This is a genomic window from Escherichia sp. MAL-1 (assembly GCF_052948035.1).
This window is the reverse complement of sequence record NZ_CM129609.1, coordinates 4,095,314-4,107,710: the sequence shown is the minus strand read 5'-3', so window position 1 is coordinate 4,107,710 and position 12,397 is coordinate 4,095,314. Positions and strand designations below refer to the sequence as shown.

Annotated in this window: 13 protein-coding genes; 8 read left to right on the top strand and 5 right to left on the bottom strand. The window is 54.1% G+C overall.

The genetic code is table 11. From position 1 onward, the window contains the following. Window positions 1-55 precede the first annotated feature (55 nt). The 8 genes from ACU8XX_RS20500 (at window position 56) to folA (ending at window position 7,955) form a co-directional block, all read left to right on the top strand. A complete protein-coding gene (locus ACU8XX_RS20500; protein ID WP_000692204.1) occupies window positions 56-826 on the top strand; it encodes an electron transfer flavoprotein FixA in 771 nt (256 codons plus the stop codon). Between the two features lie 14 nt (window positions 827-840). Further along, entirely contained in the window at window positions 841-1,782 is a 942-nt protein-coding gene (locus ACU8XX_RS20495; RefSeq protein WP_001091499.1) for an electron transfer flavoprotein subunit alpha/FixB family protein, read from the top strand. A 50-nt stretch (window positions 1,783-1,832) separates the two neighbouring features. After that, window positions 1,833-3,119, top strand: coding sequence for an FAD-dependent oxidoreductase (locus ACU8XX_RS20490; RefSeq protein WP_001287715.1), 1,287 nt, complete (start codon window positions 1,833-1,835; stop codon window positions 3,117-3,119). Beyond that, the gene (gene fixX / locus ACU8XX_RS20485; RefSeq protein ID WP_000203741.1) at window positions 3,116-3,403 is read left to right on the top strand and encodes a ferredoxin-like protein FixX; all 288 of its coding nucleotides are present in this window, start codon (window positions 3,116-3,118) and stop codon (window positions 3,401-3,403) included. The genes ACU8XX_RS20490 and fixX overlap by 4 nt, the downstream gene beginning before the upstream one ends. Window positions 3,404-3,459: 56 nt before the next feature. Beyond that, window positions 3,460-4,791: an MFS transporter gene (locus tag ACU8XX_RS20480; protein ID WP_001183198.1), complete on the top strand. Its 1,332-nt coding sequence runs from the start codon at window positions 3,460-3,462 to the stop codon at window positions 4,789-4,791. A 107-nt stretch (window positions 4,792-4,898) separates the two neighbouring features. Further along, the gene (gene kefF, locus ACU8XX_RS20475) at window positions 4,899-5,429 is read left to right on the top strand and encodes a glutathione-regulated potassium-efflux system oxidoreductase KefF (RefSeq protein ID WP_000600735.1); all 531 of its coding nucleotides are present in this window, start codon (window positions 4,899-4,901) and stop codon (window positions 5,427-5,429) included. Then, window positions 5,422-7,284: a glutathione-regulated potassium-efflux system protein KefC gene (gene kefC / locus ACU8XX_RS20470; RefSeq protein WP_000377098.1), complete on the top strand. Its 1,863-nt coding sequence runs from the start codon at window positions 5,422-5,424 to the stop codon at window positions 7,282-7,284. Before kefF ends, kefC begins: the two co-directional genes overlap by 8 nt. Window positions 7,285-7,475: 191 nt before the next feature. After that, window positions 7,476-7,955 (top strand): type 3 dihydrofolate reductase, encoded by a 480-nt coding sequence (gene folA, locus ACU8XX_RS20465; RefSeq protein ID WP_000624375.1) that lies wholly within the window; start codon window positions 7,476-7,478, stop codon window positions 7,953-7,955. Window positions 7,956-8,032: 77 nt separating this feature from the next. On the opposite strand, the gene apaH is transcribed toward folA, so the two are convergent. From apaH to surA, 5 genes are read right to left on the bottom strand one after another with little or no spacing between them, the layout of a single operon-like run. Beyond that, complete coding sequence (apaH, locus tag ACU8XX_RS20460; RefSeq protein ID WP_000257192.1) at window positions 8,033-8,875, bottom strand: bis(5'-nucleosyl)-tetraphosphatase (symmetrical) ApaH; 843 nt, start codon at window positions 8,873-8,875, stop codon at window positions 8,033-8,035. Between the two features lie 6 nt (window positions 8,876-8,881). Beyond that, on the bottom strand, window positions 8,882-9,259 hold the full coding sequence (apaG, locus tag ACU8XX_RS20455; protein WP_000610901.1) for a Co2+/Mg2+ efflux protein ApaG: 378 nt from the start codon (window positions 9,257-9,259) through the stop codon (window positions 8,882-8,884). A 2-nt stretch (window positions 9,260-9,261) separates the two neighbouring features. Next, window positions 9,262-10,083 (bottom strand): 16S rRNA (adenine(1518)-N(6)/adenine(1519)-N(6))-dimethyltransferase RsmA, encoded by an 822-nt coding sequence (gene rsmA, locus ACU8XX_RS20450; protein WP_001065381.1) that lies wholly within the window; start codon window positions 10,081-10,083, stop codon window positions 9,262-9,264. Further along, complete coding sequence (gene pdxA / locus ACU8XX_RS20445; RefSeq protein WP_000241259.1) at window positions 10,080-11,069, bottom strand: 4-hydroxythreonine-4-phosphate dehydrogenase PdxA; 990 nt, start codon at window positions 11,067-11,069, stop codon at window positions 10,080-10,082. The genes rsmA and pdxA overlap by 4 nt, the downstream gene beginning before the upstream one ends. Continuing rightward, window positions 11,069-12,355 (bottom strand): peptidylprolyl isomerase SurA, encoded by a 1,287-nt coding sequence (gene surA, locus ACU8XX_RS20440; RefSeq protein ID WP_000800457.1) that lies wholly within the window; start codon window positions 12,353-12,355, stop codon window positions 11,069-11,071. The genes pdxA and surA overlap by 1 nt, the downstream gene beginning before the upstream one ends. Window positions 12,356-12,397: the final 42 nt, after the last annotated feature.

The window sequence follows — 12,397 nt, the reverse complement described above, 5'->3', positions numbered from 1 at the left end:
TGTAATTAACACCACCGATATGAACGACGTTTCCTTCATGATTTCTGGAGATGCAATGAAGATTATTACTTGCTATAAGTGCGTGCCTGATGAACAGGATATTGCGGTCAATAATGCTGATGGTTCATTAGACTTCAGCAAAGCCGATGCCAAAATAAGCCAATACGATCTCAACGCTATTGAAGCGGCTTGCCAGCTAAAGCAACAGGCAGCAGAGGCGCAGGTGACAGCCTTAAGTGTGGGCGGTAAAGCCCTGACCAACGCCAAAGGGCGTAAAGATGTGTTATCGCGCGGCCCGGATGAACTGATTGTGGTAATTGATGACCAGTTCGAGCAGGCACTGCCGCAACAAACGGCGAGCGCACTGGCTGCAGCCGCCCAGAAAGCAGGCTTTGATTTGATCCTCTGTGGCGATGGTTCTTCCGACCTTTATGCCCAGCAGGTTGGTCTGCTGGTGGGCGAAATCCTCAATATTCCGGCAGTTAACGGCGTCAGCAAAATTATCTCCCTGACTGCAGATACCCTCACCGTTGAGCGCGAACTGGAAGATGAAACCGAAACCTTAAGCATTCCGCTGCCTGCGGTTGTTGCTGTTTCCACTGATATCAATTCCCCACAAATTCCTTCGATGAAAGCCATTCTCGGCGCGGCGAAAAAGCCCGTCCAGGTATGGTCGGCGGCGGATATTGGTTTTAACGCAGAGGCAGCCTGGTCAGAACAACAGGTTGCCGCGCCGAAACAGCGCGAACGTCAGCGCATCGTGATTGAAGGCGACGGCGAAGAACAGATCGCCGCATTTGCTGAAAATCTTCGCAAAGTCATTTAATTACAGGGGATGCTATGAACACGTTTTCTCAAGTCTGGGTATTCAGCGATACCCCTTCTCGTCTGCCGGAACTGATGAACGGTGCGCAGGCTTTAGCTAATCAAATCAACACCTTTGTCCTCAATGATGCCGACGGCGCACAGGCAATCCAGCTCGGCGCTAATCATGTCTGGAAATTAAACGGCAAACCGGACGATCGGATGATCGAAGATTACGCCGGTGTCATGGCTGACACTATTCGCCAGCACGGCGCAGACGGCCTGGTGCTGCTGCCAAACACCCGTCGCGGCAAATTACTGGCGGCAAAACTGGGTTATCGCCTTAAAGCGGCGGTGTCTAACGATGCCAGCACCGTCAGCGTACAGGACGGTAAAGCGACAGTGAAACACATGGTTTACGGTGGTCTGGCGATTGGCGAAGAACGCATTGCCACGCCGTATGCGGTACTGACCATCAGCAGCGGCACGTTCGATGCGGCTCAGCCAGACGCGTCACGCACTGGCGAAACGCACACCGTGGAGTGGCAGGCTCCGGCTGTGGCGATTACCCGCACGGCAACCCAGGCGCGCCAGAGCAACAGCGTCGATCTCGACAAAGCCCGTCTGGTGGTCAGCGTCGGTCGCGGTATTGGCAGCAAAGAGAACATTGCGCTGGCAGAACAGCTTTGCAAGGCGATAGGTGCGGAGTTGGCCTGTTCTCGTCCGGTGGCGGAAAACGAAAAATGGATGGAGCACGAACGCTATGTCGGTATCTCCAACCTGATGCTGAAACCTGAACTGTACTTGGCGGTGGGGATCTCCGGGCAGATCCAGCACATGGTTGGCGCTAACGCGTCGCAAACCATTTTCGCCATCAATAAAGATAAAAATGCGCCGATCTTCCAGTACGCGGATTACGGCATTGTTGGCGACGCCGTGAAGATCCTTCCGGCGCTGACCGCAGCTTTAGCGCGTTGATCCACTCTGGCAGGGCTGCATTTTGGCCCTGCCGCTGACAGGGAGCTCTTATGTCCGAAGATATCTTTGACGCCATCATCGTCGGTGCAGGGCTTGCCGGTTCGGTTGCCGCACTGGTGCTCGCCCGCGAAGGTGCGCAAGTGTTAGTTATCGAGCGTGGCAATTCCGCAGGTGCCAAGAACGTCACCGGCGGGCGTCTCTATGCCCACAGTCTGGAACACATTATTCCTGGTTTCGCCGACTCCGCCCCCGTAGAACGCCTGATCACCCATGAAAAACTCGCGTTTATGACGGAAAAGTCAGCGATGACTATGGACTACTGCAATGGTGACGAAACCTCGCCATCCCAGCGTTCTTACTCCGTTTTGCGCAGTAAATTTGATGCCTGGCTGATGGAGCAGGCCGAAGAAGCGGGCGCGCAGTTAATTACCGGGATCCGCGTCGATAACCTCGTACAGCGCGATGGCAAAGTCGTCGGTGTAGAAGCCGATGGCGATGTGATTGAAGCGAAAACGGTGATCCTTGCTGATGGGGTGAACTCCATCCTTGCCGAAAAATTGGGGATGGCAAAACGCGTCAAACCGACGGATGTGGCGGTTGGCGTGAAGGAACTGATCGAGTTACCGAAGTCGGTTATTGAAGACCGTTTTCAGTTGCAGGGTAATCAGGGGGCGGCTTGCCTGTTTGCGGGATCACCCACCGATGGCCTGATGGGCGGCGGCTTCCTTTATACCAATGAAAACACCCTGTCGCTGGGGCTGGTTTGTGGTTTGCATCATCTGCATGACGCGAAAAAATCGGTGCCGCAAATGCTGGAAGATTTCAAACAGCATCCGGCCGTTGCACCGCTGATCGCGGGCGGCAAGCTGGTGGAATATTCCGCTCACGTAGTGCCGGAAGCAGGCATCAACATGCTGCCGGAGTTGGTTGGTGACGGCGTATTGATTGCCGGTGATGCCGCCGGAATGTGTATGAACCTCGGTTTTACCATTCGCGGTATGGATCTGGCGATTGCCGCCGGGGAAGCCGCAGCAAAAACCGTGCTTTCAGCGATGAAAAGCGACGATTTCAGTAAGCAAAAACTGGCGGAATATCGTCAGCATCTTGAGAGTGGTCCGCTGCGCGATATGCGTATGTACCAGAAACTACCGGCGTTCCTTGATAACCCACGCATGTTTAGCGGCTACCCGGAGCTGGCGGTGGGTGTGGCGCGTGACCTGTTCACCATTGATGGCAGCGCGCCGGAACTGATGCGCAAGAAAATCCTCCGCCACGGCAAGAAAGTGGGCTTCATCAATCTAATCAAGGATGGCATGAAAGGAGTGACCGTTTTATGACTTCTCCCGTCAATGTGGACGTCAAACTGGGCGTCAATAAATTCAATGTCGATGAAGAGCATCCGCACATTGTTGTGAAGGCCGATGCTGATAAACAGGCGCTGGAGCTGCTGGTGAAAGCGTGCCCCGCAGGTCTGTACAAGAAGCAGGATGACGGCAGTGTGCGCTTCGATTACGCCGGATGTCTGGAGTGCGGCACCTGTCGCATTCTGGGGCTGGGGTCGGCGCTGGAACAGTGGGAATACCCGCGCGGCACCTTTGGTGTGGAGTTCCGTTACGGCTGATGTTGGTTTGATACGTAACGCCGCACTGACTCTCATTGCAAAAAACAGGAATAACCATGCAACCGTCCAGAAACTTTGACGATCTCAAATTCTCCTCTATTCACCGCCGCATTTTGCTGTGGGGAAGCGGTGGTCCGTTTCTGGATGGTTATGTACTGGTAATGATTGGCGTGGCGCTGGAGCAACTGACGCCGGCGCTGAAACTGGACGCTGACTGGATTGGCTTGCTGGGCGCGGGAACGCTCGCCGGGCTGTTCGTTGGCACATCGCTGTTTGGTTATATTTCCGATAAAGTCGGACGGCGCAAAATGTTCCTCATTGATATCATCGCCATCGGCGTGATATCGGTGGCGACGATGTTTGTTTCATCCCCCGTCGAACTGTTGGTGATGCGGGTACTTATCGGCATTGTCATCGGTGCAGATTATCCCATCGCCACCTCAATGATCACCGAGTTCTCCAGTACCCGTCAGCGGGCGTTTTCCATCAGCTTTATTGCCGCGATGTGGTATGTCGGCGCGACCTGTGCCGATCTGGTCGGCTACTGGCTTTATGATGTGGAAGGCGGCTGGCGCTGGATGCTGGGTAGCGCGGCGATCCCCTGTTTGTTGATTTTGATTGGTCGATTCGAACTGCCTGAATCTCCCCGCTGGTTATTACGCAAAGGGCGAGTAAAAGAGTGCGAAGAGATGATGATCAAACTGTTTGGCGAACCGGTGGCTTTCGATGAAGAGCAGCCGCAGCAAACCCGTTTTCGCGATCTGTTTAATCGCCGCCATTTTCCTTTTGTTCTGTTTGTTGCCGCCATCTGGACCTGCCAGGTGATCCCAATGTTCGCCATTTACACCTTTGGCCCGCAAATCGTTGGTTTGTTGGGATTGGGGGTTGGCAAAAACGCGGCACTAGGGAATGTGGTGATTAGCCTGTTCTTTATGCTCGGCTGTATTCCGCCGATGCTGTGGTTAAACACTGCCGGACGGCGTCCATTGTTGATTGGCAGCTTTGCCATGATGACGCTGGCGCTGGCGGTTTTGGGGCTAATCCCGGATATGGGGATCTGGCTGGTAGTGATGGCCTTTGCGGTGTATGCCTTTTTCTCTGGCGGGCCGGGTAATTTGCAGTGGCTCTATCCTAATGAACTCTTCCCGACAGATATCCGCGCCTCTGCCGTGGGCGTGATTATGTCCTTAAGTCGTATTGGCACCATTGTTTCGACCTGGGCACTACCGATCTTTATCAATAATTACGGTATCAGTAACACGATGCTAATGGGGGCGGGTATCTCGCTGTTTGGCTTGTTGATTTCCGTAGCGTTTGCCCCGGAGACTCGAGGGATGTCACTGGCGCAGACCAGCAATATGACGATCCGCGGGCAGAGAATGGGGTAAATTGTTCAGATTTCTCTCTTTTCTGAATCAATATTATTGACTATAAGCCGCGTGAATATATGACTACACTTTGTGGGAAAACAAAGGCGTAATCACGCGGGCTACCTATGATTCTTATAATTTATGCGCATCCGTATCCGCATCATTCCCATGCGAATAAACGGATGCTTGAACAGGCAAGGACGCTGGAAGGCGTCGAAATTCGCTCTCTTTATCAACTCTATCCTGACTTCAATATCGATATTGCCGCCGAGCAGGAGGCGCTGTCTCGCGCCGATCTGATCGTCTGGCAGCATCCGATGCAGTGGTACAGCATTCCTCCGCTTCTTAAACTTTGGATCGATAAAGTTTTGTCGCACGGCTGGGCTTACGGTCACGGCGGCAAGGCGCTGCATGGCAAACATTTGCTGTGGGCGGTGACGACCGGCGGCGGGGAAAGCCATTTTGAAATTGGTGCGCATCCGGGCTTTGATGTGCTGTCGCAGCCGCTACAGGCGACGGCAATCTACTGCGGGCTGAACTGGCTGCCACCGTTTGCCATGCACTGCACCTTTATTTGTGACGACGAAACCCTCGAAGGGCAGGCGCGTCACTATAAGCAACGTCTGCTGGAATGGCAGGAGGCCCATCATGGATAGCCATACGCTGATTCAGGCGCTGATTTATCTCGGTTCGGCAGCGCTGATTGTACCCATTGCGGTACGTCTTGGTCTGGGATCGGTACTTGGCTACCTGATCGCCGGCTGCATTATTGGCCCGTGGGGGCTGCGACTGGTGACCGATGCCGAATCTATTCTGCACTTTGCCGAGATTGGGGTGGTGCTGATGCTGTTTATTATCGGCCTCGAACTCGATCCACAAAGGCTGTGGAAGCTGCGTGCGGCAGTGTTCGGCTGTGGCGCATTGCAGATGGTGATTTGCGGCGGCCTGCTGGGGCTGTTCTGCATGTTACTTGGGCTGCGCTGGCAGGTCGCGGAATTGATCGGCATGACGCTGGCGCTCTCCTCTACGGCGATTGCCATGCAGGCGATGAATGAACGCAATCTGATGGTGACGCAAATGGGTCGCAGTGCCTTTGCGGTGCTGCTGTTCCAGGATATCGCGGCGATCCCGCTGGTGGCGATGATTCCGCTACTGGCAACGAGCAGTGCCTCGACGACGATGGGCGCATTTGCTCTCTCGGCGTTAAAAGTGGCGGGTGCGCTGGTGCTGGTGGTATTGCTGGGGCGCTATGTCACGCGTCCGGCGCTGCGTTTTGTAGCCCGCTCTGGCTTGCGGGAAGTGTTTAGTGCCGTGGCGTTATTCCTCGTGTTTGGCTTTGGTTTGCTGCTGGAAGAGGTCGGCTTGTCGATGGCGATGGGCGCGTTTCTGGCGGGCGTACTGCTGGCAAGCTCGGAATACCGTCATGCGCTGGAGAGCGATATCGAACCATTTAAAGGTTTGCTGTTGGGGCTGTTTTTCATCGGTGTTGGCATGTCGATAGACTTTGGCACGCTGCTTGAAAACCCATTGCGCATTGTCATTTTGCTGCTCGGTTTCCTCATCATCAAAATCGCCATGCTGTGGCTGATTGCCCGACCGTTGCAAGTGCCAAATAAACAGCGTCGTTGGTTTGCGGTGTTGTTAGGGCAGGGCAGTGAGTTTGCCTTTGTGGTATTTGGCGCGGCGCAGATGGCGAATGTGCTGGAGCCGGAGTGGGCGAAATCGCTGACCCTGGCGGTGGCGCTGTCGATGGCAGCAACGCCGATTCTGCTGGTGATCCTCAATCGCCTTGAGCAATCTTCTACTGAGGAAGCGCGTGAAGCCGATGAGATCGACGAAGAACAGCCGCGCGTGATTATCGCCGGATTCGGTCGTTTTGGGCAGATTACCGGACGTTTACTGCTCTCCAGCGGGGTGAAAATGGTGGTACTCGATCACGATCCGGACCATATCGAAACCTTGCGTAAATTTGGTATGAAAGTGTTTTATGGCGATGCCACGCGGATGGATTTACTGGAATCTGCCGGAGCGGCGAAAGCGGAAGTGCTGATTAACGCCATCGACGATCCGCAAACCAACCTGCAACTGACAGAGATGGTGAAAGAACATTTCCCGCATTTGCAGATTATTGCCCGCGCCCGCGATGTCGACCACTACATTCGTTTGCGTCAGGCAGGCGTTGAAAAGCCGGAGCGTGAAACCTTCGAAGGTGCGCTGAAAACCGGGCGTCTGGCACTGGAAAGTTTAGGTCTGGGGCCGTATGAAGCGCGAGAACGTGCCGATGTGTTCCGCCGCTTTAATATTCAGATGGTGGAAGAGATGGCAATGGTTGAGAACGACACCAAAGCCCGCGCGGCGGTCTATAAACGCACCAGCGCGATGTTAAGTGAGATCATTACCGAGGACCGCGAACATCTGTCATTAATTCAACGACATGGCTGGCAGGGAACCGAAGAAGGTAAACATACCGGCAACATGGCGGATGAACCGGAAACGAAACCCTCATCCTAATAAAGAGTGACGTAAATCACACTTTACAGCTAACTGTTTGTTTTTGTTTCATTGTAATGCGGCGAGTCCAGGGAGAGAGCGTGGACTCGCCAGCAGAATATAAAATTTTCCTCAACATCATCCTCGCACCAGTCGACGACGGTTTACGCTTTACGTATAGTGGCGACAATTTTTTTTATCGGGAAATCTCAATGATCAGTCTGATTGCGGCGTTAGCGGTAGATCGCGTTATCGGCATGGAAAACGCCATGCCGTGGAACCTGCCTGCCGATCTCGCCTGGTTTAAACGCAACACCTTAAATAAACCCGTGATTATGGGCCGCCATACCTGGGAATCAATCGGTCGTCCGTTGCCAGGACGCAAAAATATTATCCTCAGCAGTCAACCGGGTACGGACGATCGCGTAACGTGGGTGAAGTCGGTGGATGAAGCCATCGCGGCGTGTGGTGACGTACCAGAAATCATGGTGATTGGCGGCGGTCGCGTTTATGAACAGTTCTTGCCAAAAGCGCAAAAACTGTATCTGACGCATATCGACGCAGAAGTGGAAGGCGACACCCATTTCCCGGATTACGAGCCGGATGACTGGGAATCGGTATTCAGCGAATTCCACGATGCTGATGCGCAGAACTCTCACAGCTATTGCTTTGAGATTCTGGAGCGGCGGTAATTTTGTATAGAATTTACGGCTAGCGCCGGATGCGACGCCGGTCGCGTCTTATCCGGCCTTCCTATATCAGGCTGTGTTTAAGACGCCGCCGCTTCGCCCAAATCCTTATGCCGGTTCGACGGCTGGACAAAATACTGTTTATCTTCCCAGCGCAGGCAGGTTAATGTACCACCCCAGCAGCAGCCGGTATCCAGCGCGTATATACCTTCCGGCGTACCTTTGCCCTCCAGCGATGCCCAGTGACCAAAGGCGATGCTGTATTCTTCAGCGACAGGGCCAGGAATCGCAAACCACGGTTTCAGTGGGGCAGGGGCCTCTTCCGGCGATTCTTTGCTGTACATATCCAGTTGACCGTTCGGGAAGCAAAAACGCATACGGGTAAAAGCGTTGGTGATAAAACGCAGTCTTCCCAGCCCCCGCAATTCCGGTGACCAGTTATTTGGCATATCGCCGTACATAGCGTCGAGAAAGAAGGGATAGGAGTCACTCGATAGCACCGCTTCTACATCGCGCGCGCACTCTTTGGCGGTCTGTAGATCCCACTGCGGCGTGATCCCTGCGTGGGCCATCACCAACTTTTTCTCTTCGTCGATTTGCAGCAAAGGCTGGCGACGCAGCCAGTTAAGCAGCTCGTCGGCATCCGGCGCTTCCAGCAGCGGTGTCAGGCGATCTTTCGGTTTATTGCGGCTGATCCCGGCAAATACCGCCAGCAGATGCAGATCGTGATTGCCCAGCACCAGACGTACGCTGTCGCCTAAGGATTTCACATAGCGCAGAACATCCAGCGAACCCGGGCCGCGCGCGACCAGATCGCCCGTTAGCCAGAGGGTATCTTTCCCAGGGGTAAATTCTACTTTATGCAGCAATGCGATCAGTTCATCGTAACAACCATGAACGTCGCCAATAAGGTATGTCGCCATATTCTTTTAATGAATGAGTGTGGGAACGGCGAGTCGGAATACGGGAATGTCGATGCTGAAAGGGACGCCATTTTCATCGATCATTTCGTAGTGACCCTGCATGGTGCCCAGCGGGGTTTCAATGATTGCACCGCTGGTGTACTGGTACTCTTCGCCAGGCGCGATAAGTGGCTGGACGCCAACCACTCCTTCGCCCTGGACTTCGGTTTCACGGCCATTGCCATTGGTGATCAGCCAGTAACGCCCCAACAACTGCACTGGCGCTCGCCCCAGATTGCGTATGGTTACGGTATAAGCAAAAACGTAACGTTCATTATCAGGTGAAGATTGTGCCTCAATGTAGACGCTTTGAACCTGAATACACACTCGGGGCGAATTGATCATCGTTAACTCTCCTGCAAAGGCGCGTTCTCCGCCAGATAGTTCGCCATCTGGCAATATTGCGCGACAGAGATATTTTCCGCTCGCATCGCCGGGTCGATCCCCATTCCCGTTAACACCTCGACGCTAAACAGGTTGCCGAGGCTGTTACGGATGGTTTTACGACGCTGGTTAAAGGCTTCGGTGGTGATGCGGCTCAACACACGAACATCTTTAACCGGGTGAGGCATCGTTGCATGAGGAACCAGGCGCACGACGGCGGAATCCACTTTGGGTGGTGGTGTAAAGGCTGACGGCGGTACTTCCAGCACTGGGATCACGTTGCAATAGTATTGCGCCATGACGCTTAATCGACCATACGCTTTGCTGTTCGGTCCTGCAACCAGACGATTCACCACCTCTTTTTGCAACATAAAGTGCATGTCGGCAATGGCATCAGTATAGCTAAACAGATGGAACATCAACGGCGTGGAGATGTTATAAGGCAGGTTGCCGAAAACACGCAGCGGCTGACCCATTTTCTCGGCCAGTTCGCCAAAGTTAAAGGTCATCGCATCCTGCTGATAAATCGTCAGTTTCGGGCCTAAGAATGGATGCGTTTGCAGACGTGCCGCCAGATCGCGGTCAAGTTCGATGACCGTCAGCTGGTCCAGACGTTCGCCGACCGGCTCGGTCAATGCCGCCAGACCGGGGCCGATTTCGACCATTGCCTGGCCCTTTTGCGGGTTAATGGCAGAAACAATGCTGTCGATCACGAACTGATCGTTGAGAAAGTTTTGCCCGAAGCGTTTACGGGCTAAGTGGCCCTGGTGGACTCGATTATTCATTGGGTGTTAACAATCATTTTGATGGCGAGATTAAGCGCCGTAATAAAACTGCCGACATCGGCTTCGCCACGTCCCGCCAGTTCAAGCGCGGTGCCGTGGTCCACTGATGTGCGAATAAAGGGCAGGCCCAGCGTAATGTTCACACCGCGCCCGAAGCCCTGGTATTTTAGCACGGGAAGACCCTGATCGTGGTACATCGCCAGCACGGCGTCGGCGTTATCGAGATATTTCGGCTGAAACAGGGTATCGGCAGGCAGCGGCCCGTTGAGTTTCATCCCCTGCGCCCGCAGCTCGTCGAGCACCGGAATAATGGTGTCTATCTCTTCCGTACCCATATGACCGCCTTCGCCCGCGTGCGGATTCAGCCCGCAGACCAGAATGCGCGGTTCGGCAATACCAAATTTTGTACGCAAATCGTGATGCAAAATAGCAATCACTTCGTGCAAAAGTGCAGGGGTGATAGCATCTGCGATATCGCGCAGCGGTAAATGCGTCGTTGCCAGCGCCACGCGAAGTTCTTCGGTCGCCAGCATCATCACCACTTTTTTCGCCTGCGAACGCTCTTCGAAAAACTCGGTATGACCGGTAAACGGAATGCCTGCGTCGTTAATGACGCCTTTATGCACGGGGCCTGTGATCAGCGCAGCAAATTCACCGTTCAGACAGCCATCACACGCTCGCGCCAGCGTCTCCACCACGTAATGTCCATTTTCAATCGCTAACTGCCCCGCAGTGACAGATTCACGTAGCGCGACAGGAAGTAGCGTTAATGTGCCCGTAGTTTGCGGTTGTGCAGGGGAGTTGGGGGAATAAGGGCGGAGGGTGAGCGGCAAACCGAGCATCGCTGCCCGGTCGGTAAGGAGAGTGGCATCGGCACAAACAACCAGTTCGACCGGCCACTCACGCTGTGCAAGCTGGACAACTAAGTCCGGGCCAATCCCGGCGGGCTCGCCGGGAGTGATCACAACACGTTGGGTTTTAACCATTAGTTGCTCAGGATTTTAACGTAGGCGCTGGCACGTTGTTCCTGCATCCAGCTTGCTGCTTCTTCCGAGAACTTACGGTTCATCAGCATGCGGTATGCACGATCTTTCTGCGCAGCGTCGGTTTTATCGACATTACGGGTATCCAGCAGTTCGATTAAATGCCAGCCGAATGAAGAGTGAACCGGTGCACTCATTTGACCTTTGTTCAGGCGAGTCAGGGCGTCACGGAAGGCCGGATCGAAAATATCTGGTGTAGCCCAGCCGAGATCGCCGCCCTGGTTAGCAGAGCCTGGATCCTGAGAGAACTCTTTCGCTGCGGCAGCAAAAGTCGTTTTACCACTCTTGATATCAGCAGCAATCTGTTCCAGTTTCACACGGGCCTGTTCGTCAGTCATGATCGGCGACGGTTTCAGCAGAATATGGCGAGCATGAACTTCGGTCACCGAGATATTTTTGCTTTCGCCGCGCAGGTCGTTAACTTTCAGAATATGGAAGCCAACGCCGGAACGAATCGGGCCAACAATGTCGCCTTTCTTCGCGGTGCTTAATGCCTGGGCGAAGATCCCGGGCAACTCCTGAATACGGCCCCAGCCCATCTGGCCGCCGTTCAGCGCCTGCTGGTCGGCAGAATGAGCAATCGCCAGCTTACCGAAATCAGCGCCGTTACGCGCCTGATCGACAATGGCGCGCGCCTGGCTTTCCGCTTCGTTCACCTGATCAGAGGTCGGGTTTTCCGGCAGCGGGATCAGGATGTGGCTCAGGTTCAGCTCAGTGCTGGCGTCGTTTTGGTTACCCACCTGCTGCGCCAGGGATTCGACTTCCTGCGGCAGGATGGTGATGCGACGACGCACCTCGTTGTTACGCACTTCAGAGATAATCATCTCTTTGCGGATCTGGTTACGATAGGTGTTGTAGTTCAGTCCATCGTAAGCCAGACGGCTGCGCATCTGATCCAGCGTCATGTTGTTCTGTTTCGCGATGTTAGCAATCGCCTGATCCAGCTGCTCATCGGAGATTTTCACTCCCATTTTCTGCCCCATCTGCAGGATGATTTGATCCATGATCAAACGTTCCATGATTTGGTGGCGCAGCGTCGCGTCATCAGGAAGTTGCTGCCTTGCCTGAGCAGCGTTCAGTTTTACCGACTGCATTAATCCATCAACGTCGCTTTCCAGCACGACGCCGTTATTGACGACGGCTGCGACTTTATCGACTACCTGGGGGGCAGCGAAACTGGTATTCGCGATCATGGCGATACCGAGAAGCAGCGTTTTCCAGTTCTTCATACTTTTTCCATTTCAATTAACCGCACTGCGGATTACGTGGTA